Raw genomic sequence first — 21,761 nt, forward strand, 5'->3', positions numbered from 1 at the left:
TGATAGTCCACCTAGGATGCATGCTATCCCCGCCCGCTGCAACAGCGGCAGCGTGAACACAGGAGGATGCGAAAAACCGCGACATTGGCAAGGTGGTGGTACTGGGCTGCGCTTGCGGCGTTGTGCAGACGCCGTGGTGGAACGCTATGGCCGATGAAGCCCGGCAGGCATGCTTCGAACGGCACGCAAGCGAATTGCCAGTGGGGCGCGTCGGTCAGCCCGATGATGTCGCGCAGGCCATCGCCTTTCTTATCGGAAGCGGCTACACCACCGCCACTATCATGGAGCGCGATGGTGGTTTGCGCCTCGTCTGAGCATGACGCACGGGCGCAGGGGAAGCATTGATTTTTTTGTCTCAAACCCAACTAAGCGGAGAAAACTATGTCCAGGCAAATCTTCATCAACCTGCCGGTGCGAGACCTGTCAACGGCGACAGCCTTCTATACCGCCATCGGTGCCAGCAGAAATCCCCAGTTCAGTGACGACACGAGTGCCTGCATGGTGTTTTCAGACACCATCTTCGTCATGCTCATGACGCATGAAAAATGGGCATATTTCACGAAGAAGCCCATCGCGGACTCGCGGCGAGAAAGCGAGGTAATGCTGGCGCTGAGCGCGGAAGATCGCGAGAGTGTCGACAAGATGACTGAAACTGCCGCTGCGCACGGTGGCAAGGCCGACATCAATGCCAAGCAGGATCTCGGTTTCATGTACGGCCGCAGCTTCGAAGACCCCGATGGCCATATTTGGGAGGTGATGTTCGTCGACATGTCCCAGATGTCCAAACAGTGAAATTCAGGAAACGTAATTTCACATGAAGCAACGTTGAACTCACGGGTGACGCCGCCATAAGACGAAGATGGCCAGCCTTGGGCAGATTCCGTCCCGTGCGCCGGGTCTGCCTTGCGAGCCCGGCACAAAACCGCGATGATCGGGCATTCTGTGCGCAGCGTATAAAGAACAGCGGAACTGCGCCCCTTCAAGGAGACAATCCATGCCACGCAGCACCGCCGAAAAACGCGCCGCCTTTCGCGAACTCCATCTAGCCGGTTGTTTTGTGATCCCGAATCCGTGGGATGCGGGCAGTGCACGGTATCTCGAACACGCCGGCTTCAAGGCCGTCGCCTCGACCAGTTCAGGCTTCGCGTGGTCGACCGGGCATCCCGACAATGGTGTAACGCGCGACACCGTACTCGCGCATTTGCGAACCCTTGTCGATGCCACCGCTCTGCCGGTCAACGCCGACTTCGAGAGCGGCTTCGGCAAAACGCCCGGGGAAGTCGCGCAAAGCGTCAAGATGGCCGTGGCGACCGGCGTCGCCGGGTTGTCCATCGAAGACTCGACCGGTGACGCTCACGCGCCGCTATTCCCGCTCGATGAAGCGGTCGCGCGCATGAAAGCGGCCCGCCGCGCCATCGACGAGACCGGGGGCGACACGCTCCTCATTGGCCGCGCCGAGAACTTCTTCGCGGGTGTACCTGACCTCGACGACGCCATTGCGCGCCTGCAAGCCTACGCCGAAGCCGGTGCCGATTGCCTCTACGCGCCGGGCATTCAGTCGGCCGAACAAATCCGGCGGGTCGTCGCAGCCGTCGCGCCCAAGCCGGTGAACGTGCTGATTGGGGCCACGTCTGCCCTCACCCTGCAAGACCTTGCCGATTTCGGGGTGCGGCGCGTGAGCGTCGGCGGCGCGCTGGCCCGCGCCGCATGGGGCGGCTTTATCCGCGCAGCAACGGCACTGGCCGAGGGCCGCTTCGACGGCTTTGACGGCGCCGCCAGCGGCGCAACGCTCAACGGGCTGTTCCAGCCGCGCGAGTGATCCCCCCCCCCGGCTTGTCCCTGCGCGACGCAATACCGCAATCGGCTCGGCAGGTAGATGACCAGTGACTTTTCGTCGATGGACGTGCTGCCAACGTCCCGGGACAATTCGCTGTCAGCCGATGCGCCGCGTCAGACTGTGTTCCGAATGCGGCACGCACGGCGTCCCCATCAGACGGAGCGCCCCTATGAATCTGCCGCACGAAGCTTTTGCCATTCCCACGCCGCTTGGCGCCCCATTGCCCAAGCCGCGCGTCTTCAGCAATGTCGAAGACGAGCGCGCCGATCGGAAACTGCGTCTGGCCGTGGCGTTCCGGATCTTCGCGCGCTTTGGTCTCGCAGAGGGCATCGCCGGCCACATCACCGTGCGCGACCCCGAGTTTCACGATCGCTTCTGGGTCAATCGCTACGCGCAGCACTTCTCATCGATTCATCCGGACGACTTGATTCTCGTCGACGAAGCCGGTGGTCTGCATCACGGCGAAGGCCCGGTCAATGCCGCCGCCATGGCGATACACGCCGGCATTCACGCCACCCTGCCCCATGTGACGGCCGCCGCGCACACGCACACGACACACGGACGCGCCTTCTCCGCACGCAAGCGCCCACTGGCCCCGATCAATCAGGAAGCGTGCCTCTTCTATGACGACCATGTGCTGTTTCGCGGCGACGTGCTCGTACTCGGTGCCGACGAAGGCCGTCGTATCGCGCAGACGATGGGGCATAAACGCGCCGCCGTGCTGCTCAATCACGGGCTGCTGACGGTGGGTTCGTCGGTCGACGCAGCCGCCTATCGCTTTCTCGCGATGGAGCGATGCGCGCAAGTGCAATTGCTCGCCGAAGCCTCAGGCCCGCTCGATGTGCTCTCCGACAGCGAGGCCCGCGAGGTGCATCGACTGCTCGGTTCGGACTACGTGGCGTGGCTGGGCTATCAAGGTCTTTACGAACAAGTACTGCGCGAAAGCCCCGATCTGTCGGCCCGATAGGCGTCGACCGCCTGGCGCAACCAGGCGTCGAACTGACGCAACGGCGCCCAGTCACGGCGCTGTGCCGGATAGGAAAAGTAGATGGTTTGCGGATTGGCGAGCGTATGCGGATGCGCCTGCACAAGCGCGCCGCTCGCCAGTTCTCGCTCGATCAGCACGCGCGGCAGCAAGGCCACGCCAAGCCCGGCGACCGCCGCGTTGATGGCCATGATGAACATGTCGTAGCGCTGCGCACTGCGCTTGGGCGTGACGTCCTGCCCGAGAGCCGACGTCTGCAGCGCCCCCACCGACGCGAGCCAGTCATCCCAGACGCGCGGCAAATCTCGCGGGCAGATCCATGACAATCCGGAGATCTGCTCGAGTGAGAGCGACGTCCGCCCCTCCAGCAGGCGGGGTGCCGCGACGAGCAGGAGCGTATCGTCGGTGATGAGCGCGGCGCCGGGCATGCCGGGCCACAGCCGCGTGCTGAAGTAGATCGTCGCGTCGAACGCCGAGTCGTCGAAGAACACCGGTTGGTCACGCCCGAGAAGGTGAAGACGAACATCGCGCGTGTTGGCATAGAAATCGTCCAGTCGCGGAATCAACCATTGGGCGGCGAACGTCACGCCGACGGCGATTTCCAGCGCCGTCTCCCGCCCCTGCTGTACGACGTCCAGCGTGTCGCGTCGAATCTGGTCGAGATGCACGCGAATGCGTTTGGCATATTCCGCACCGGCCGGCGTCAGTACGAGCCGTTGCTTCACGCGCTCGAACAACGCCACGCCGAGATGCTTCTCCAGTTCGCCAACACGTTTGCAGACAGCACCATGTGTGAGTGCGAGTTCTTGTGCGGCCTGCACGAAATTCTGATGACGGGCGCTGGCCTCGAAGGCCTGCAACGCCGAGAGGCTGGGAACGCCCAGACGCATGGTGGCTCCTGCGGGAATACGATCTTGCCCGACAGTCTATGCGAAGCGTCTCCGGGAAACAAAGCGGCCCGCCGTGCCGGAGCAACGACGCGCCGCGAGGGACAAGCGAAGCGCTGCGCTTACTCGACGTGCGCCACGCCTGCCGCGAGGACGGCGCCGCCCGCCACTTCCTTCGGCAGCGCCCACGACATCCAGTGCGTGCGCAGCGCGACGACCAGCACGAACGCGAGCGCTGCCAATGCGCCGAACGTGGCAAAGCCCATCTGATAGCTGCCCGTCGATTCCTTCGCAATGCCCATGATCACCGGCAGATAGAAGCCGCCGATGCCGCCGGCCGCGCCGATGATGCCCGACATCAGCCCCGTCTTGCCCTGCCAGCGTTGCGGCACGAGTTGGAACGTTGCGCCATTGCCAAGGCCGAAGCACAGATAGACCAGCACAAGCAGTGCGATACCGGCACCTTGCGGGGGCATCCATGCGGCGAAAACCAGGTCGATGATCGAAATCGCCGCGAGCAGCAGCACCAGCGCCCGCACGCCGGAGATCCGGTCGGCGACCAGACCGCCAATGGGCCGCACCAGCGCGCCAAGGAACGCGAGCAGCGACATGAAAAGCCCCGCTTCTATACGGGGCATGCCGTAAAGCGAGATGAGCAGCGTCGTGACATACGACGACATGCCGACGAAACCACCGAACGTGATGCTGTAGACCAGCATGATGACCCATGTGTCGCGCTCGGCCAGCACGCCGCGATAGTGACGCGGCAACACGGCAATCGCGAGCAAGGCTCCCAGCACCGGCAGCAACAGCACCCCTGCCTTGCCTTCCCCGAAGGCGCCCGCATGCACGCATAGCACGAGTGCGATGAGACCGAACACGGTGATGAAGAAGCTCGTGAACGCGCGCGGCGCGCTGCCTGATTTCACGCCCTGATCCTTGGCCCAGAACACCAGCGCCAACGCGGCAAGCGCGAGCAGCGGCAGCGCGGCACCGGCGGCACGTGCCCAGCCATAGTGCTCGGCCAGCCCCGGAAACATGAAGCCGTCGAGCACGGCGCCAACATTGCCCGCCGCAGCGAGTCCGAGCACCAGCCCCTGCACTTTCGGGGGATAGTTGCTGCCGGCCATCGGCAAGGCTACGGCGAAGCTCGCCCCGCCAATACCGAGGAACACGCCGAGCACCAGCAGCAGCGTATACGACGGTGTGCCCGGCATGAGCAGCAATACCACTGACGGAATGGCCGACAGCGTAAGACCCATCAGGGCGATCTTGCGACCGTCGAAGGCCTGATACAGATTGCCCAGCGTGACGCGCAGAATGGCAGCGCCCAGCACCGGCACGGCCACGAGAAAGCCGGTTTGCGCGGGCGTCATCGCGATGTCTTTGCCGATGAACGGGGCCAGGGGGCCGAGCATCACCCAGACGGTGAAACCGGTGTCGAAGTATAGAAAACACGCAACCAGCGCGCGCCAGTTGCCACTTTTCAACGATTGCGTGAGCGTGCTCATGGATACCCTCGTGTTCGTATGACGAAAAAAAAGCGTCCCGAAGCCGTACGCCTGTGAACAGGCCTATGGCTTCGGGACGCCGTTGCCCCGAAGTCCCCGCTCACGCGGGGGCATGCATGCGGTGCAGAAAATTCGCTTGTCTTCACTCGGCCGCCGTTGGCCTTACGCAAGGGTTAGCAAATGGCGTGCCAAGCAGGCATTCGGCAAAGCGGATGTCACCGCAGACGCCCACGCCACGGCGGTTTGCGGGCAGTGAGTGACGAATGAAGATGCCAGGTGCCCGGTGATGCATGGCCCGCGCGAGCCGTGCGCGGTGACATCACAACGGGCACGATGCCGCATCGCGATGCGGCGGCGCACCATATCTGTGCCCTTTGCCTCCCACCATGACGGGGGGCTGCGCTACAGTTCGGCCGCTTTCGGTCGTTATTCCCAAGCAGGCTGGCCGCGTTTCCAGCGTTCGGCGACAACCACATTCCCGGAACTCTCGCGTGTACCGCATCCTTCTCTGTCTGGTGGTCGCGGCGCTCGGCATCTCGCCACTTGCGCGGCTTAACGCCGCGCAAGCTGCTCCACCGCCGCCTCAGGCCCTGCTGAACCTCGACGAGGCCTCCCGACAGGTCGACGCCGCCTCTCTCGCCAAATATCGTCAGATCGCTGCGGACTACAGCGCGGCCGTGCGCACCCGGCCCGGCGACGCCGCGCTCGCGATGGCACGCTGCCGGTTCATGCAGAACTTCTCCTGGTCGGACGAGTTGCGATGGGCAGAGCAAGCCCAGAAGGACCTGGAAACGTGTCAGCAGGATCTGAAAGCCAGGTTCGGCGATGAACCGGAGATCGCGCTTTACCTGCTGCAAAGTGTCTATGGCAAAGCCGCCGTCGCGCAAGGCACGGCCCTTCTGCCCAAGGCCGGGCATTGGCCCGAGAAGGATCGCGCGGGTCTGCATGCCGCCCTCTCAAGCGCCTATCAGGCAACGCAGGACACGCGCAATGCCGGCTTGCAGGCTGTGAAAGCGGCCAGACTGGCGCCCGATACCCCCGTGCTACTGACCGCCGTTCGTTATCTCGCAACGACAGGCCAGAAGGACGAGGCAAAGCGTCTGCTGATGAACGCCCCTGTGCCGAAGACGCCTTGGGTAGCGAATTCATTCATCAATACCGCTCACGACTTGTTGCCCGGCACGACGGCACGCGAGGTGTTGCAGCGTATGCAGAAGGCGGGGCTGAAGGTCGATCCGTACGCAAGCGCGCGTGCCCTGCTTCAGGCGGGAGATGCCGCCGGGGCGCAACGTGCTCTGGCGGAAACCGCGCCGCAGGCCGCCACCGAAACCCCTCAAAATCGCGCGCTACGTCTGCGGGTCGGCCTTGCCGCCGGAGATGCCAAAGCAACGGAAGCTGCGCTTCTCGCATCGCTCGAACACGAAAGGGGCAATCTCTGGCCCCTCGCCCAATCGTACGGCGTGCTGCTGACGATCGATCCCGCCGCAGCGTTTCGCCCGGCCTTCATCGGACTGCTGGCCACGCTTGTTTTCAGCGTGCTCCTTGTCGCCGTGTCTCCGGGCGTGCTGATGTTCCCCGCGCACTATATCGGCACCGTACGTGCGCGCAAGGGACGCCCGACCGTTCCCCTGTTTGACGGCATCGGTCTGCGCCACGCGTGGTATGGCCTGGCAGTGCTCTGCGTAGCCATAGGCATCATTCCCGTCCTCATGGCGGGACAATTCACACTGAGGGTCGGCAACAACATGCCGCTCCTGGAACCCAGAATCGCCATTGCGCACGTCGTGACCCTGTGCGTCATCATGCTCGCCCTGTGCGTGACGGTATGGCGCTTCGGCTGGCGCCAATGGCTCGGCAGCGGCAAGTGGAAGGTGAGATGGTTCATCTGGCCCGTCATCCTCGTCGCTCTCATTGCGCTCAGTGGCTGGGTGTCCGCACGCCACCTTCCGACAGGCGTGCAGGTGCCGCAGTCGGCCGAGGTGATCGCACGCGGTGCGGCACAACTGGGTGGCCCGGGGTTCGCCCTGTTGCTGCTTGCCGTCGCGGTGCCGATTGTCGAAGAGTTCGTTTTCCGCGGCTGTCTGCTGGGGGGCCTGACGCGGCACATGAGCTTCTTCGCATCGAACCTGTGGCAAGCCGTGATCTTTGCTGCCGTTCACGTCGACGCCAGGCGTTTCCTGTTCTACCTGTTGGTCGGACTTACCGCCGGTTGGCTGGCGAAGCAGACGCGCGGCCTCGCCGCATCCATCTTGCTGCACGGCGTGATCAATGCGATTTTCGTCGTGCTGGTGCTGGCCCATTGACCGAACCAGTGACGGCGTTAGTGGATAATCGACCCGCTCGCCGTCACCATTCGGATATTGCCTATGAATGCCAAGCTCTTCCCTCATCTGCTTCGTTTCCACCCCCGACTGCTTATCGCGATTGTGATCGGCGTGCTCGCTGGCCTGTTCGTTCAGCTCGCCGTCAAGGGTGAGTTCAGCACCGTCACGCGCACACTGATCGGCTGGAATGCAGGCGCCTGGTCTTATCTCGCGATGATCTGGTTCATGATGGTCACCGCGCCCAAGCGCAGCATCGAACGCTTTGCCGAGCAGGAAGATCAGAGCGCGGCCGTCGTACTCTCGGTGGTCAGCCTGTCGGCTATCGCCAGTGTGGCCGCCATCATCCACATTCTTGCCAGCGCTAAATCCGGCGCGCCGCACCACGCGTCCGAACACGTGCTGTTCGCCGCGGCCACACTCATCGCCGGGTGGTTTCTCGTGCCGACGATCTACACGCTGCATTACGCACGCCTGTATTTCACGGACACAGAATCGCCTTTTGCATTGGCCTGGCCAGACCGCGACTGCGATCCGGATTACTGGGACTTCCTGTACTTCTCGTTCACCATCGCCGTCGCGTCGCAAACCGCCGACGTGGCGCTGAAGTCGCGCCGCATGCGACGCGCCACGCTCGCACAGGCCATCCTCTCGTTCTTCTTCAATCTGGCCGTGCTTGGCCTGTCGATCAATATCGGCGCCGGGCTGCTCAGCTAGACGCTGCACTCGCGGCAGCTCGCCCCCGTGTGACATGTCGTCGCACGGGGTGCCGATATAAATCCCTTGAAAAACATACAAATAGCGCCCGCCGGCAGGCTGCCGTGCGCCGCGTCAATGCGCCACATGTGACGACTTGTCACGCGTGCTGCGATGCAGCACCGCCTAATATGCATGCAAACAAATGGCGCTCAGAGCGTATCGACGCCATACAAGACAGGGTTAATTTGCATACATAGAGCGCAACATGACTGCCGTTCCGGAAGCCTTGGACCTCGCACGCCTGCAATTCGCGTTCACGGTCTCGTTTCACATCGTTTTCCCCGCTGTCTCCATCGGTCTGGCGAGTTTCATTGCCGTTCTCGAAGGTCTCTGGCTCAAAACAGGTAAGCCGCACTACCTCGATCTGTGCCGCTTCTGGTCGAAGGCCTTCGCCGTATGCTTCGGCATGGGCGTGGTCTCCGGCGTGGTAATGGCCTATCAGTTCGGCACCAACTGGTCGGGCTTTTCGAGTTTCGCGGGGGCGGTCACCGGCCCGCTGCTCACCTACGAGGTCATGACGGCCTTCTTCCTCGAAGCCGGCTTTCTCGGCATCATGCTGTTCGGCTGGAATCGCGTGAGCGCGCGAGCGCACTTCGCCGCGACCTTGTGTGTGGCCATCGGCACACTGATTTCGACGTTCTGGATTCTCGCGTCGAATAGCTGGATGCAAACGCCGCAGGGCTTTGAAATCGTCGACGGCCGCGTGGTCGTGCTGTCCTGGTGGGACGTGATATTCAACCCGTCCTTCCCCTATCGCCTCGCGCACATGAGCATTGCCGCGTTCGTCGTGGCTGCGCTGGTCGTGGCTGGCACCGGCGCCTGGCACCTGCTGCGCGGGCGCCGCGACCCGGCCGTCAAGACCATGTTCTCGATGGCCATGTGGCTGCTGCTGATCTTCGCGCCGTTGCAGGCCTTCGTTGGCGACCTTCACGGGCTGAACACGCGGGAACACCAACCCGCCAAGCTCGCCGCCATGGAAGGTCTCTGGGAGACGAAGACCGGCGGCACGCCGCTCAACCTGTTCGGCTGGCCCGACATGGAAGCCGAGACCACGCGCTACGCACTCGAAATACCGCATCTGGGCAGTCTCATCCTCACGCATAGCTGGGACGGCGAGATTCGTGGCCTGAAGGAGTTTCCGAAAGACGAACGCCCCAACGTGCCGTTGGTGTTCTGGAGCTTCCGCATCATGGTCGGCCTTGGCGTGGCGATGATCGCCGCCGCCATCGCCGCAGTCTGGCTGCGCCGTCGCGGCACGCTCTTCACATCGCGCAACTTCGCCCGCGTCATGCTCGCGCTCTCGCCGACGGGCTTCGTCGCCCTGCTCGCCGGCTGGGTCACGACCGAAGCCGGACGCCAGCCGTGGGTCGTCTACGGGGTCATGCGCACCGCGCACGCCATGTCGCCGGTCAGCGCACAGCAGGTGCAGGTCTCGCTGCTGATTCTCGTGCTGGCCTACTTCCTGGTGTTCGGCACCGGCGTGTACTACCTGCTGAAGATTCTTCGCGGCGGCCCGGGACTGTCCGGCGAATCGTCGAGGGCACCCGGCAATGGCCATACGCCGCATGACGGCCACCTCGTGCCGCAAGCGGCCCCCGCTATGTCGGGCCTGTCCGGCCGAATGGACACCGACCGCGCACACGCGACCTGATCGCCGCCCGACACGACATCGACCTTAGCGAGAATTCTTATGGATCTGACCTTAGCCTGGGCCGCCATCATCGCGCTCGGCCTGTTTCTCTACGTGGTGCTCGACGGTTTCGACCTCGGCATCGGTATTCTCTTCCCGTTCTTTCCTGACGCGGGCGAGCGCGACACCATGATGAACTCCGTCGCCCCGGTGTGGGACGGCAACGAGACGTGGCTTGTGCTCGGCGGCGCCGGCTTGCTCGCCGCGTTTCCGATGGTGTATTCGGTATTGCTCTCGGCGCTGTATCTGCCACTCGTGTTCATGCTGGTGTGCCTGATCTTTCGCGGCGTGGCGTTCGAGATTCGCGGGAAGTCACGCCGTACCCGGCAGTGGTGGGATCTGGCGTTCATCGGCGGCTCGGCTGGCGCCACATTCTTTCAGGGTGTCGCACTCGGTGCTTACCTGTCAGGCATTCCCGTCGAGAATGGGCAGTTCGCGGGCGACGCATTCGCCTGGGTCACGGCCTTCAATCTGTTCACCGGGCTGGGGCTGCTCGTGACGTATGCGCTACTCGGCGCGTGCTGGCTGATCGGCAAGACCGAGGGCGATTTGCAGCGCCGCCTGCGGGTGCTCGCCTGGCCGCTGACGCTGGCGCTCGTGGCCGCCATGGCGATCGTCTCGCTGTGGACACCCTTGCGGCTGCCGCTCGTGGCCGAGCGCTGGTTCGACGACCAGTGGTTCTGGCGATGCCTGCCGGTGCCGTTCATCGTCGCTGGCGCCACGCTCGTCATGCGTCGCGTGCTGCGCCGTGCGCACGACGCCACGCCGTTCTGGCTCGCCATCGGACTCGTGTTTCTCGGCTACAGCGGCCTGCTCATCAGCGCCTATCCCTACGCGATTCTGCCCGGCGTCACGCTCTGGGATGCCGCGGCACCGCATTCGAGTCTGTCGTTCACGCTATGGGGTGCGGCCTTCATCATTCCCGTGATCATCGCTTACACGATGCTGGCCTACTGGGTATTTCGCGGCAAGGTGACTCACGATGCGCACTATCACTGATCTCGTACGCCCGGCAGGGCGCAGGCAACGCGTGCGGGCCGTCGCCCGCAGTTCGTGGCAGCAGGCGCTGATTCGTTGGGGTTGGTTTGTCGCGCTGTGGTGCGCCGGTGTAGCGGGCACGGCATTGCTTGCACTACCATTCAAACTCATCATTGCATCTGCCAAATAGGAGACAGGCTCATGAAACGGCTTTCATTCCCGAGTGCGATGTGCGTGGCAGGCGTGGCGGCCGTCGCCATGACACTCGCCACAGGTACGGCGCGTGCCGAAGGCATGAGCGTCTCGTCGAGCGCGTTCGCAGACAGCGGCCTGCTGCCCGCCGTCCACGCCGGGCTGGGTGAGTGCGGCGGGAAGAATGTCAGCCCGCCCATCGAGTGGAAAAATCTGCCGCAAGCCACGCGCAGCGTGGTCGTCACGATGAAGGACCCGGACGGTGCGAAAGGCGGCGGGGTCGTGCATTGGGTCGCTTACAACATTCCGGCCACGGTCTCCTCGCTCGCCGCCGGTGCGGGCAACGAAACGAGCCAGCAGGTCACCGTCGGCAAAAACGTCAGCGGTGCGATGGCGTACCGCGGCGCCTGCCCGCCGGTCGGCGATACGCCGCATCACTACATCATCACGGTGACGGCAACCGATATCGAGCCGGGCCGATTGCCGGCCGGCCTCGACGCCAACGGTCTGTCCGCCGCACTCGCCGGTCACACGCTGAATGGCTCGACCATCGTGGCGCGTTACGGCCGGTAAAACGTAGCGACACCATAGAAAAAGCGCCGGCGGGACACACCCCGCCGGCGCTTTTCGTTTTTTCGCTTCCCGTCTGTTGCTCGCTTACTTGTCGCGAGCGAGCGCAAGGAACTCGGTGCGCAGCGCGAGATTGGGCTGCAACTCGCCGAGCATCGAAGACGTCACGGTCTCTTCACCCGCCGTGCGAATGCCGCGGCTTTCCATGCACATGTGACGGCACGACACCACCACGCCAACGGCCTTCGGCTGCAGATGCGTCATCAGCGCTTCGGCGACCTGCGTCGTCAGACGCTCCTGCACTTGCAGGCGGCGTGCGAAGCAGTCGACCAGACGCGTGAGTTTCGACAATCCGACGATCTTGCCGTTGGGCAGATAGCCAATCGTCGCCTTGCCGAAGAACGGCGCGAGATGGTGCTCGCAATGACTGTAGACGGGAATGCCGCGCACGACGATCAATTCGTTGTATTGCTCTGCCCCGTCTTCGAAGACCTTGAGCACTTCGGCTGGGTCCTGACCATAACCGGCCGTCCATTGACGCCATGCTTTCTGCACGCGTGACGGCGTTTCGTGCAGACCGGGGCGGTCCGGGTCTTCGCCGATGTGTTTCAGGAATCGCTTCCAGTCGTTTTCGTCGAACGTGTCGTGAGACATATCAATCAAGCTCCTTGCATGAGGTCCGGTGCGCTGCGCCGCTACGGCTCGCGCGCCCCGTGCGCCGCCGGACATGTGCGCACAATAGCAGAGAGTCCCTCCGCGCGCATGGCGCTCGCCCCGATCGCCCCGAATTGCCCATGCCGGCGCTTTTGCGCTAAGGTGGCAGCGGACAACCGCAACGCACGAGGCGTGTCATGCAGGCATCCATTCGCATGTGCACTAACGCGATGACTCTTGCCGTCACGGCCACACTGGCCGGCTGTGGCAATCACGGCCCGGCGCCGTGGCAGGGCTATGTGGAAGGCGAGTTCGTCTACGTCGCCTCCTCGCAGGCCGGAACGCTCCAGACGCTGTCGGTCAAGCGCGGCCAGCAGGTCAAGGCAGGCGACGCCCTCTTCGATCTCGAATCCACGTTCGAGCTTGCCGCGCAGGCCCACGCGCGCGAGACCCTTGCCAGCGCCGAAGCGCAGTTGCGCGATCTCGATACCGGCAAGCGTCCCGATGAAATTGCCGTGTCTGCCGCCCAACTCAAGCAAGCCATCGCCGTTCGCGACAAATCGGTTGCGCAGTTCGACCGCGATCAGGCGCAATACGCCGCAGGGGGCATCTCCCGCGAACAGCTCGACGCCAGCCGTGCCGACGCGCGCAGCAGCACGGCGCGCGTGCAGGAATTGCAAAGCAGTCTGGCCGTGGCGAGACTGCCGGGGCGCGAAGCCCAGCGGCAGGCACAGGCCGCACAAGTCGACGTGGCGCGTGCCTCGCTCGCGCAGGCCGACTGGCAGCTTGCGCAAAAGCATCCGGGCGCGAGCGCTGCCGGCCTCGTGTACGACACGATGTATCGCGTTGGCGAATGGGTTGCGGCGGGCAGCCCTGTCGTGCGGCTGCTGCCGCCCGGCAACATCAAGGTCCGCTTCTTCGTACCCGAGGCGGTGCTGGGCAGCCTGAGCGCCGGCCAGACGGTGCACATCGGCTGCGATGGTTGCGGCGCGGGCGTCGAGGCCCGCATTACCTATGTCGCCAATCAGGCGGAGTACACGCCCCCCGTCATCTACAGCAACGACACGCGTGACAAGCTCGTCTACATGATCGAAGCCCATCCCGCCCCGGCCGACGCCATCAAACTCAATCCCGGCCAGCCGGTTCAGGTGACGCGCCAATGAGCGGCCGCGACATCCCGCCGCCCGGCACTGCGGCTGCCCACGGCAACAACGACGGAAGTGGCGACCTCGCGATCGACGTGAAAGGACTGAACAAGCACTTCGGCGACAAGCACGTCGTCAAGAATGTGTCATTGCAGGTGCGGCGCGGCGAGATCCTCGGCTTTCTCGGCCCGAACGGCAGCGGCAAGACGACCTGCATCCGCATGATGTGCGGGTTGCTCACCCCCGACTCGGGCAGCGGCACTTGCCTCGGCTTCGACATCGTGCGCGAGAGCGCGCAGATCAAGCGTCAGGTCGGGTACATGACGCAACGGTTCTCGTACTGGGAAGATCTGACGATTCGCGAGAATCTGGATTTCGTGGCGCGCGTGTACGGCATGCCGAACCGGCGTGAAGCGGTCGAGCGCGCCATCGAAGGGCTCGGCCTGAAGGGCCGCGCCAAGCAATTGACGGGATCGCTGTCCGGCGGCTGGAAACAGCGTCTCGCGCTCGCCGCATGCATGTTGCATGAGCCGCAGGTGCTGCTGCTCGACGAGCCCACCGCCGGCGTCGACCCGATGGCCCGGCGCGACTTCTGGGAGGAGTTGCACGAGTTGGCCTCGCGGGGCATCTCCGTGCTGGTGAGCACGCATTACATGGACGAAGCGGAGCGCTGCCACAAGCTCGCCTACATTTCGTATGGCGAACTGCTGGCGGAGGGCACCGCGACCGAGATCATCGGCAGCCAGCATCTGTCGACGTGGACGGTGCAGGGAGAAGACCTCGTCGGTCTGGCGCGCGAACTGCATGGACAACCCGCCGTGGCGCAGACCGTCGCCTTCGGCGGCGCCCTGCACGTGAGCGGCCAGGACGCCGGCGCGTTGGCCAAGCTCCTCCACGAACTGGCCGGCAGTCACGGGCTGCGCGTCACGCCTATCGACACCAGTCTGGAAGACGTGTTCATCTACCTGATGAGTCAAGCGAAAGACAACTTCGGCGAGGACGCATGAGCACGCCACTGGGGTTCTCCGTCGCGCGTTGGTGGAGCATCGTGTGCAAGGAATTCCTGCAACTGCGCCGCGACCGCGTGACCTTTGCGATGATCGTGGGCGTGCCGCTCGTGCAACTGACGCTCTTCGGCTTCGCCATCAACACCGACCCCAAACACATGCCGACGGCGGCAATCATTGCGGACGACAGCGAATTCACGCGCAGCATCGTGGCAGCGATGGAGCACTCGCAGTACTTTCGCTTCACGCAGACCCTCACGAGCGAGGAAGCGGGACGTGCCGCGCTGGCGCAGGGACGCGTTCTGTTCGTGCTGAACATTCCTGCCGACTTCACGCGCCGGCTGCTGCGCGGCGAGCGCCCCGCCGTGCTCATCGAGGCCGATGCGACGGACCCGATGGCGATGGCGTCCGCACTCGGCGCGTTACCCGCCATCTCGCAGTCCGTCGCCCAGAAGGATCTGACCGGCCCGCTCGCACCATTGGCCGGGGGACAGAGTGCGTTCGACGTGCAGGTGCACCGCCTCTACAACGCGGAAGGCATCACGCAATACAACATCATTCCCGGCCTGATGGGGGTGATTCTGTCGATGACGCTCGCCATGATGACGGGGCTCGCCATCGTGCGCGAGCGCGAACGCGGAACGATGGAAAACCTGCTCGCCACGCCGGTGCTGCCCATCGAAGTCATGACGGGCAAGATCGTGCCGTATATCGCCATCGGGCTGATTCAGGCGAGCATCATTCTGATCGCTGCCCGTTTCGTCTTTCACGTGCCATTCGAGGGCAGCGTGATCGCAATCTATCTCGCTGCGCTCGTCTTCATCGCGGCCAACCTGACCGTAGGCATCACGCTGTCGTCGTTCGCACAGAACCAGTTGCAGGCCATGCAACTCACCGTGTTCTACTTTCTGCCGAACATGCTGCTCTCCGGTTTCATGTTCCCGTTCAGCGGCATGCCCGGGTGGGCGCAAGCCATCGGGAACGTATTGCCGCTAACCTATTTCAACCGGCTCATTCGCGGCATTCTGCTCAAGGGCAATGGCTGGGGCGACGCCTGGCACGACCTGTGGCCGCTGCTGGTGTTCTCCACCGTGCTCATGACGATGGCTGTGAAGCTCTACAAACGAACGCTCGACTGAGGCCATCATGCGAGTTGACCGAGGTGCCCATCGTCAACGCCCTGAGCGCAGCGTCTCGCTGTGGTGGGTGCTCGGGCTGAGTGCAACGCTCACCGCCTGCACGGTCGGGCCGGACTTCCATACCCCCGAGCCGGCCAACATTGCCCAATACACCACCGGCGTAGAGCCCTCGACGACGGCCGGGACCACCGGGGCGCAAGGTGACGCGCAAACGCTGGTCGCAGGGGACGATGTGCCGTCCCGCTGGTGGACACGCTTCGGATCAACCGCGCTCGACGCGCTCGTCGCTCAGGCCCTGGCAGATAGCCCAACGCTGCGGCAAGCCGAGGCGAAGCTGCGCCAGGCGCAGGAAGACTACCGCGCGCAGGCGGGAGCGCGATTGCTGCCGTCTGCAGATCTGAAACTCGCGGGAACGCGCGAGCAGGTCGACCTCGCGTCTTTCGGCATCTCCAGCGTGCCGAATCCCGGGCCGTTCACGCTGTACAACGCGAGCGTCGACATTTCTTACACACTCGACGTGTTCGGTGCGAATCGGCGCGCGCTGGAAGGTCTGGCAGCACAGATCGATTACCAACGCTTCGAAGCGCAAGCCGCCCGGCTCTCGCTCGCGGGCAACGTCGTGACGGCGGCCCTGCGGCAAGCCAGTGCGCGGGCCCAGCTCTCGGCGCTCGAAGGCATGGCGAGCGCGCAACGCGCACAACTCGACATCACGCGCTCGCGTCAGCGCGCCGGCGGCGTGGCAACGCTGGACGTCGAGAATCAGGCCGCACTCGTTGCGCAGACCGAAGCGCAGTTGCCGGCGCTACGCTTGCAGATCGCCCAATACGATCACCAACTGGCCCGCTGGACCGGTCAGCCGCCGGGCGCTTTCACGTCTCCCGTCATCGATCTGGACAGCCTGCAACTGCCGCAGACGGTTCCCGTTTCCCTGCCATCGACACTGGCACAGCGACGTCCGGATATTCGCGCCTCGGAGGCGTTGCTGCACAAGGCGAGCGCCGACGTCGGCGTGGCGAGTGCAAACCTCTACCCGCAATTCACACTGTCCGGCAGCTTTGGTACCCAGCGCATGCGAACAGCCGATCTGGGCAACGGCATCAACATCTGGAATATCGGCATGAACCTGCTGCAGCCGCTGTTTCGCGGTGGCGAGTTGCGCGCGCAACGGCGCTCGGCCGTCGCCGCCTATGACGCCGCACTGGCGTCGTATCAGGACACCGTGCTGCTCGGCCTCGCTCAGGTGGCCGACGCCATGCGCGCGCTGGAAGCCGACGCCAGCACACTCGCCGCCCGGGACGATGCAGCACGCCGGGCAGAAGCCGCCTTACGGATTGCGGGCGAGCGATACCGGGTGGGTGGCATCAGTCATCTCTCGTGGCTCGACGCACAACGACAGGCACTCGACGCCACCCGCGCCCGGCTCGACGCGCAAGGGGTTCGTCTGACGGACACGGCTGCGCTGTGGCAGGCGTTGGGTGGCGCGATGGACGAACCGTCCCCCCCTCAGATGCCACCCTATCCCCGCGACTGAGCCTCGTCGGCGAGACACTTCATCAACGTGGCCACCGGTGCTCGTTTGAGCGCCGATTGACGCACGAGCACGCCGAGCTCGCGCGTCAGCGGTGCCCCGGAGAGCGGCAGCACCTGAACGCCGTGAGCGGCCGTCCCGCCCCCTTTGCCTGCCCGGTCAGCCTTGCCAGCCTTGCCAGCCGTATGACCGTCGACGGGCAGGCCGATGAGCGTCGCGGGCACGATCGACCATCCCAGTCTCGCGCGTACCAGGCGGAGAATGACTTCGGGCTCGTCCAGTTCCACGCCTTCGCGCACCCAAAGCCGGTGCCGCCGCAAGTATCGCTCGACCAGGTCGCCGCCGTACGAACGCCGGTTGTAGCGCACAAAGGGCATCTGCGCCGCCCAATCGGCCACCGCTCCCCGTGTTCCCTTCGGCGCGATGGCGACATACGGCTCTTGCATGAGCGTGAGCCATTTCATATCGGCCGGCACCCCGATGCGGGGCCGGATCATCACCGCCAGATCGAGTTCTTTCGCGTCGAGCTGCCCGAGCAATTGCACCGACATGCCCGGCACGATGTTCAGATGCGGCATCGCACCGAGCGCGGTCCAGCGTTGCACCGCCCCCGGCAGCAGGCCAAGCTGCACCGTAAGGATCGCACCGACGTGAATAGGCGCGAGCGCCGCCTGCCCGTCGTGTGCCCCGGCCTCGCCACGCATGGCCTGATACCCCGCGATCACCCCCTGCGCCTGCGTGAGCAAACGGCGGCCATCGTCCGAGAGCGACACGGCGCGTCCGGTGCGCTCGAAGAGCTGCACGCCGAGATCGTCCTCGAGACGCTGCATCTGCGCGCTCACAGCCGACTGCGTCAATCCGAGTCGCGCGCCTGCCGCCGAGAACGAAGCGGTTTCGGCTGCCGTGACAAAGGTTTTCAGGTAACGGATCACAGATCGAAAATTTTGTGACTGAGTGGTCGAATTATTCGTTTCTGATTATTTTTATCGATGGATAGAATTTACAGCAAATCGCCAAGGCGGTTCAACTCGCCGAGGACCGAGGAAAACGACGTCCGAGGGACCTTGCGGCACACGAACCTCGCTCAACCCCACATTGCACCGGAGACCCCTATGGCAACACCCCTCTTTCACCTCGCGTTCCCTGTCGACGACCTCGAAGCAGCCCGCCGGTTCTATGGCGGCGTGATGGGGTGTGCCGAAGGCCGCAGTTCGGATCACTGGATCGACTTCGATTTCTTCGGCCACCAACTGGTCGCACATCTCTCGCCGGACGAGGCTGGCAAGCGCATCACGAATCCGGTCGACGGCGACGAGGTTCCTGTCCCGCATTTCGGCGTTATCCTTGACATGCCCGCATGGCATGCACTGGCCGAGCGCCTGCGCGCCGCCGGCACCCGTTTCGTGATCGAGCCGCATATTCGCTTTGCCGGGCAAGTGGGTGAGCAGGCGACGCTGTTCTTCTACGACCCGGCCGGCAACGCGCTGGAGTTCAAGGCGTTTGCCGACCTGTCGCAGGTCTTCGCCAAGTAATGCCGCCCTGTTGTCGTTCGTGCCGATAGGCGCGAGGGTATTCGAGGCACCGTCATGTGTCGGCGCCTGTATTTTGTTGGTTATTGTTTCGTTTCAGCCGAGAGTCTTCTCATGAGCCAATTCGTTATTTCGGCCCCGCCTCAGGCGTCGGTCGCCGTCGCAGGCAGCGACGCCCGTTTCCCTGTGCGCCGCGTGTTCTGCGTCGGCCGTAACTACGCTGCGCACGCGCGCGAGATGGGCAGCAATCCGGATCGCGAGCCGCCGTTCTTCTTCATGAAACCGGCTGACGCCGTCGTTGCCGCCAAAGGTACTCTGCCCTATCCCCCGCTCACGAGCGAGCTGCATCACGAGATCGAACTGGTGGTCGCCATCGGCGCCGACGGCGAGAATGTCGACGCCAGTCAGGCACTTTCGCTGGTGTGGGGTTACGGTGTCGGCGTCGATCTCACACGTCGCGACCTGCAACAGCAGGCCAAGGACACGCGCCGTCCGTGGGATTGGGGCAAGGCATTCGACGCCTCGGCACCATGCGGGCCGCTTCACGCCGTGGCAGAGGTTGGTCATCCGAAGGAAGGACGCGTGTGGTTGGACGTGAACGGTGAGAACCGTCAGACCGGCGATCTCAATGAGTTGATCTGGTCCGTGCCCGACCTGATCGCCGAGATCTCGCGCAGCGTGAAGCTCGCTGCAGGCGACCTGATCTTCACCGGCACGCCGGCTGGCGTCGGGCCGCTCGAGCCGGGCGACAAGGTCAGCGCCGGTGTGGCCGGTGTGGGTGAGATCGCCTTCACCGTCGGCGAAAAACCGGCCGCCTGACGAGTCGACGTCCGCTCGGCAAGGATATCCACAGCAACTGTTGATAACCCTTTGCATAAGTACGCAGCCGGCGGCGCAAACGCCCGCCGGCATTACGTGTCAAGTGCATTGCCTAATTAGCCGTCACCGGGGCGGCATCCGGTCGCTCGAACGGGTGCCGCATCGCATGCAGTACCATCCCGCGCGCAACACCCGCCTCGCCTTTCATTCCTGAAACGTTTTCTTCGGAAAGACAGCAAACACCCCGTTTCGATTGATGAACTTCCCTGTCGATTCAAAGGGTTGCAACCACTGGCACGCTTCTCGCATTGCTATGTGTGCAAGCCGTCTGCCTCCGGGGAAGTCTCTTCGCCTGGGTCGACCGCCTCGGGAATCACGCCATGCACGCCACATGGCCCCGGCACGCCCGACGCTATCCCTCGCCGGGAGCGCCCCGGAGGCGGACGGACTGCACCAGTGACCGATTCACGTCAGACGATGGGTAATGTTCAGGGAGGGGATCATGCAAATGCGCCGCACCGGGCCTTGCGCCCTAAGTCCCTGCGTCAGGTCGCTCGCGCCTGCGAGTCCGGCCAAATCAGCCCGCCGTCATCCGCGTGAGCGGTGTGCGAGCTGGCGGCACCGGCGGCATGATGCTGCCGGAGACCGCCGCCATGTGGCGCCCGGAAGAGCCTTGCGCTGAAGCCAGCCCTCGTCAGGTGGCTTCAGCCCTCTTCCGCCCAGACCTTGGCAGCGCGCACCGCGCGTTGCCAACCACTCACAGCGCGGCTGACATCGCTCTCGGAGAGCTTCCGGGAAAAGCGTCGCTGTAATTGCCATTGGCGTTGCAACGTGTCGATATCGGGCCAAAAACCCACGGCGAGCCCCGCGAGATAAGCGGCACCGGCAGCCGTCGTCTCGATCACCTTGGGACGCACCACGTCTGCGCCCAGCAAATCTGCCTGCCATTGCATCAGAAGATCGTTGGCCGCAGCACCACCGTCGACACGCAATTCCGCCACATGCAGCCCTGCGTCGGCTTCCATGGCGCGCAAGACGTCGAGCGTCTGGAACGCGATGCTGTCGAGTGCGGCGCGCGCGACGTGAGCGGCGGTTGTGCCGCGTGTCGCACCGAACAGCGTGCCGCGTGCGCGGGGCTGCCAATGGGGTGCGCCGAGTCCGGCAAACGCCGGAACGAGGACGACACCATCGGCATCGGGCACGCTGGTCGCGAGCGCTTCGATGTCGCGCGAGTGGCGAATGATGCCCAACCCGTCGCGCAACCACTGCACGACCGCCCCCCCGATGAAGATGCTGCCCTCGAGCGCGTAATCCACCCGATTACCGATCTTCCACGCCACCGTCGTGAGCAGGTTATGACTGGACGCCTGCGGCTGGCTGCCGGTGTTCATCACCATGAAGCAACCCGTGCCATACGTGTTCTTCACCATGCCCGGCGAGAGACACATCTGCCCGAAAAGCGCCGCCTGCTGATCGCCCGCGATGCCAGCAATCGGCACCGGCACGGAGAACAGCGACGTGGCCGTGTGTCCGAACACCTCGCTCGACGAGCGCACCTCCGGCAACATGCTGCGCGGCACCCCGAGCAGCGCGAGGAGTTCATCGTCCCACTCGAGCGTGTGGATATTGAAGAGCATGGTGCGCGACGCGTTCGATACGTCCGTCACATGCAACTTGCCCCCCGTCAGATGCCATACGAGCCAGCTATCGACCGTGCCGAATGCCAGGTGCCCCGCTTCGGCAGCGTCGCGCGCGCCGTCGACGTTATCGAGAATCCAGCGAATCTTGGTGCCGGAGAAATAGGAGTCGACACGAAGCCCGGTGCGGCTCGCAACAAGATCTTCCTTGCCGTTCGCGCGCAATTGGTCGCAGAAATCTGCCGTGCGGCGATCCTGCCAGACGATGGCGTTGTACACCGGCTCGCCCGTACGACGATCCCATACGATAGTCGTCTCGCGCTGGTTCGTGATGCCGATGGCAGCCATGTCGCTCCCGCCGACTCCGGCGTGCGTCAAGGCTTCTGCGGCAACACCGGCTTGTGTCGACCAGATCTCGCGCGGATCGTGCTCAACCCAGCCGGGATGCGGATAGATCTGACGAAATTCCTTCTGCGCGCTCGCCACGACATGGCCGTCGCGATCGAACAGCAACGCTCGCGAACTGGTCGTGCCCTGATCGAACGCGAGGATGTACGATCCTCCTGCCATTGC

20 protein-coding genes are annotated in these 21,761 nt (G+C 64.1%); 15 read left to right on the forward strand and 5 right to left on the reverse strand.

Annotated features, from left to right (window positions below; all coding sequences use genetic code 11):
* The first annotated feature begins 122 nt into the window (after positions 1 to 122).
* The 4 genes from PBR20603_RS07070 (at position 123) to PBR20603_RS07085 (ending at position 2,804) form a co-directional block, all read left to right on the forward strand.
* Positions 123 to 314: an SDR family oxidoreductase gene (locus PBR20603_RS07070; RefSeq protein ID WP_281355990.1), complete on the forward strand. Its 192-nt coding sequence runs from the start codon at positions 123 to 125 to the stop codon at positions 312 to 314.
* A 67-nt stretch (positions 315 to 381) separates the two neighbouring features.
* Positions 382 to 792, forward strand: coding sequence for a VOC family protein (locus PBR20603_RS07075; protein WP_150558801.1), 411 nt, complete (start codon positions 382 to 384; stop codon positions 790 to 792).
* Between the two features lie 202 nt (positions 793 to 994).
* Positions 995 to 1,819 carry an isocitrate lyase/PEP mutase family protein gene (locus PBR20603_RS07080; RefSeq protein ID WP_150558802.1) on the forward strand — a complete coding sequence of 275 codons (825 nt, stop codon included), beginning with the start codon at positions 995 to 997 and terminating at the stop codon, positions 1,817 to 1,819.
* A 187-nt stretch (positions 1,820 to 2,006) separates the two neighbouring features.
* Positions 2,007 to 2,804 (forward strand): class II aldolase/adducin family protein, encoded by a 798-nt coding sequence (locus PBR20603_RS07085; RefSeq protein ID WP_150558803.1) that lies wholly within the window; start codon positions 2,007 to 2,009, stop codon positions 2,802 to 2,804.
* Here PBR20603_RS07085 and PBR20603_RS07090 read toward each other — a convergent pair.
* Together PBR20603_RS07090 and PBR20603_RS07095 are read right to left on the reverse strand one after the other, a co-directional pair.
* Positions 2,759 to 3,712 (reverse strand): LysR substrate-binding domain-containing protein, encoded by a 954-nt coding sequence (locus tag PBR20603_RS07090; RefSeq protein ID WP_150558804.1) that lies wholly within the window; start codon positions 3,710 to 3,712, stop codon positions 2,759 to 2,761. The genes PBR20603_RS07085 and PBR20603_RS07090 overlap by 46 nt on opposite strands.
* 119 nt (positions 3,713 to 3,831) lie before the next feature.
* Positions 3,832 to 5,220, reverse strand: a complete 1,389-nt coding sequence (locus tag PBR20603_RS07095; RefSeq protein ID WP_150558805.1) for an MFS transporter — start codon at positions 5,218 to 5,220, stop codon at positions 3,832 to 3,834.
* A 491-nt stretch (positions 5,221 to 5,711) separates the two neighbouring features.
* Between PBR20603_RS07095 and PBR20603_RS07100 the strand changes: the two genes are divergently transcribed.
* The 5 genes from PBR20603_RS07100 to PBR20603_RS07125 all read left to right on the forward strand — a co-directional run bounded on the left by PBR20603_RS07100 (position 5,712) and on the right by PBR20603_RS07125 (position 11,733).
* On the forward strand, positions 5,712 to 7,523 hold the full coding sequence (locus PBR20603_RS07100) for a type II CAAX endopeptidase family protein (protein ID WP_174977813.1): 1,812 nt from the start codon (positions 5,712 to 5,714) through the stop codon (positions 7,521 to 7,523).
* Positions 7,524 to 7,586: 63 nt separating this feature from the next.
* Complete coding sequence (locus PBR20603_RS07105) at positions 7,587 to 8,258, forward strand: DUF1345 domain-containing protein (RefSeq protein ID WP_150558807.1); 672 nt, start codon at positions 7,587 to 7,589, stop codon at positions 8,256 to 8,258.
* A 247-nt stretch (positions 8,259 to 8,505) separates the two neighbouring features.
* The gene (locus PBR20603_RS07110) at positions 8,506 to 9,951 is read left to right on the forward strand and encodes a cytochrome ubiquinol oxidase subunit I (RefSeq protein ID WP_150558808.1); all 1,446 of its coding nucleotides are present in this window, start codon (positions 8,506 to 8,508) and stop codon (positions 9,949 to 9,951) included.
* 39 nt (positions 9,952 to 9,990) lie between these two features.
* Positions 9,991 to 10,989, forward strand: a complete 999-nt coding sequence (cydB, locus tag PBR20603_RS07115) for a cytochrome d ubiquinol oxidase subunit II (protein ID WP_150558809.1) — start codon at positions 9,991 to 9,993, stop codon at positions 10,987 to 10,989.
* Between the two features lie 180 nt (positions 10,990 to 11,169).
* Positions 11,170 to 11,733, forward strand: coding sequence for a YbhB/YbcL family Raf kinase inhibitor-like protein (locus PBR20603_RS07125; RefSeq protein WP_246174444.1), 564 nt, complete (start codon positions 11,170 to 11,172; stop codon positions 11,731 to 11,733).
* 84 nt (positions 11,734 to 11,817) lie between these two features.
* On the opposite strand, the gene folE is transcribed toward PBR20603_RS07125, so the two are convergent.
* A complete protein-coding gene (gene folE / locus PBR20603_RS07130) occupies positions 11,818 to 12,384 on the reverse strand; it encodes a GTP cyclohydrolase I FolE (protein ID WP_150558811.1) in 567 nt (188 codons plus the stop codon).
* A gap of 197 nt (positions 12,385 to 12,581) precedes the next feature.
* On the opposite strand from folE, the gene PBR20603_RS07135 reads away from it, so the two are divergent.
* The 4 genes from PBR20603_RS07135 to PBR20603_RS07150 are packed head-to-tail and all read left to right on the forward strand — an operon-like array spanning position 12,582 to position 17,206.
* Positions 12,582 to 13,547, forward strand: a complete 966-nt coding sequence (locus PBR20603_RS07135; RefSeq protein ID WP_150558812.1) for an HlyD family secretion protein — start codon at positions 12,582 to 12,584, stop codon at positions 13,545 to 13,547.
* On the forward strand, positions 13,544 to 14,536 hold the full coding sequence (locus PBR20603_RS07140; protein WP_150558813.1) for an ABC transporter ATP-binding protein: 993 nt from the start codon (positions 13,544 to 13,546) through the stop codon (positions 14,534 to 14,536). Before PBR20603_RS07135 ends, PBR20603_RS07140 begins: the two co-directional genes overlap by 4 nt.
* Entirely contained in the window at positions 14,533 to 15,675 is a 1,143-nt protein-coding gene (locus tag PBR20603_RS07145) for an ABC transporter permease (protein ID WP_150558814.1), read from the forward strand. Before PBR20603_RS07140 ends, PBR20603_RS07145 begins: the two co-directional genes overlap by 4 nt.
* 7 nt (positions 15,676 to 15,682) lie before the next feature.
* Positions 15,683 to 17,206, forward strand: coding sequence for an efflux transporter outer membrane subunit (locus tag PBR20603_RS07150; RefSeq protein ID WP_150558815.1), 1,524 nt, complete (start codon positions 15,683 to 15,685; stop codon positions 17,204 to 17,206).
* On the opposite strand, the gene PBR20603_RS07155 is transcribed toward PBR20603_RS07150, so the two are convergent.
* Positions 17,191 to 18,135 (reverse strand): LysR family transcriptional regulator, encoded by a 945-nt coding sequence (locus PBR20603_RS07155; RefSeq protein WP_150558816.1) that lies wholly within the window; start codon positions 18,133 to 18,135, stop codon positions 17,191 to 17,193. The two genes, PBR20603_RS07150 and PBR20603_RS07155, sit on opposite strands and share 16 nt — an antisense overlap.
* 180 nt (positions 18,136 to 18,315) lie before the next feature.
* Between PBR20603_RS07155 and PBR20603_RS07160 the strand changes: the two genes are divergently transcribed.
* On the forward strand, positions 18,316 to 18,735 hold the full coding sequence (locus PBR20603_RS07160) for a VOC family protein (RefSeq protein WP_150558817.1): 420 nt from the start codon (positions 18,316 to 18,318) through the stop codon (positions 18,733 to 18,735).
* Positions 18,736 to 18,846: 111 nt separating this feature from the next.
* Positions 18,847 to 19,551: a fumarylacetoacetate hydrolase family protein gene (locus PBR20603_RS07165; protein WP_150558818.1), complete on the forward strand. Its 705-nt coding sequence runs from the start codon at positions 18,847 to 18,849 to the stop codon at positions 19,549 to 19,551.
* Between the two features lie 704 nt (positions 19,552 to 20,255).
* On the opposite strand, the gene glpK is transcribed toward PBR20603_RS07165, so the two are convergent.
* The gene (gene glpK / locus PBR20603_RS07170) at positions 20,256 to 21,758 is read right to left on the reverse strand and encodes a glycerol kinase GlpK (protein WP_150558819.1); all 1,503 of its coding nucleotides are present in this window, start codon (positions 21,756 to 21,758) and stop codon (positions 20,256 to 20,258) included.
* Positions 21,759 to 21,761 lie beyond the last annotated feature (3 nt).

Source organism: Pandoraea bronchicola, from assembly GCF_902459805.1.
In the GTDB taxonomy this organism is placed as follows: Bacteria; Pseudomonadota; Gammaproteobacteria; order Burkholderiales; family Burkholderiaceae; genus Pandoraea; species Pandoraea bronchicola.

Bases quoted from the DNA above. Each gene is read 5' to 3' on its own strand.
- PBR20603_RS07075 (WP_150558801.1), top strand. From the start codon at position 382: ATGTCCAGGCAAATCTTCATCAACCTGCCGGTGCGAGACCTGTCAACG.
- PBR20603_RS07080 (WP_150558802.1), top strand. From the start codon at position 995: ATGCCACGCAGCACCGCCGAAAAACGCGCCGCCTTTCGCGAACTCCAT.
- PBR20603_RS07085 (WP_150558803.1), top strand. From the start codon at position 2,007: ATGAATCTGCCGCACGAAGCTTTTGCCATTCCCACGCCGCTTGGCGCC.
- PBR20603_RS07090 (WP_150558804.1), bottom strand. From the start codon at position 3,712: ATGCGTCTGGGCGTTCCCAGCCTCTCGGCGTTGCAGGCCTTCGAGGCC.
- PBR20603_RS07095 (WP_150558805.1), bottom strand. From the start codon at position 5,220: ATGAGCACGCTCACGCAATCGTTGAAAAGTGGCAACTGGCGCGCGCTG.
- PBR20603_RS07105 (WP_150558807.1), top strand. From the start codon at position 7,587: ATGAATGCCAAGCTCTTCCCTCATCTGCTTCGTTTCCACCCCCGACTG.
- PBR20603_RS07110 (WP_150558808.1), top strand. From the start codon at position 8,506: ATGACTGCCGTTCCGGAAGCCTTGGACCTCGCACGCCTGCAATTCGCG.
- cydB (WP_150558809.1), top strand. From the start codon at position 9,991: ATGGATCTGACCTTAGCCTGGGCCGCCATCATCGCGCTCGGCCTGTTT.
- PBR20603_RS07125 (WP_246174444.1), top strand. From the start codon at position 11,170: ATGAAACGGCTTTCATTCCCGAGTGCGATGTGCGTGGCAGGCGTGGCG.
- folE (WP_150558811.1), bottom strand. From the start codon at position 12,384: ATGTCTCACGACACGTTCGACGAAAACGACTGGAAGCGATTCCTGAAA.
- PBR20603_RS07135 (WP_150558812.1), top strand. From the start codon at position 12,582: ATGCAGGCATCCATTCGCATGTGCACTAACGCGATGACTCTTGCCGTC.
- PBR20603_RS07140 (WP_150558813.1), top strand. From the start codon at position 13,544: ATGAGCGGCCGCGACATCCCGCCGCCCGGCACTGCGGCTGCCCACGGC.
- PBR20603_RS07145 (WP_150558814.1), top strand. From the start codon at position 14,533: ATGAGCACGCCACTGGGGTTCTCCGTCGCGCGTTGGTGGAGCATCGTG.
- PBR20603_RS07150 (WP_150558815.1), top strand. From the start codon at position 15,683: ATGCGAGTTGACCGAGGTGCCCATCGTCAACGCCCTGAGCGCAGCGTC.
- PBR20603_RS07160 (WP_150558817.1), top strand. From the start codon at position 18,316: ATGGCAACACCCCTCTTTCACCTCGCGTTCCCTGTCGACGACCTCGAA.
- PBR20603_RS07165 (WP_150558818.1), top strand. From the start codon at position 18,847: ATGAGCCAATTCGTTATTTCGGCCCCGCCTCAGGCGTCGGTCGCCGTC.
- glpK (WP_150558819.1), bottom strand. From the start codon at position 21,758: ATGGCAGGAGGATCGTACATCCTCGCGTTCGATCAGGGCACGACCAGT.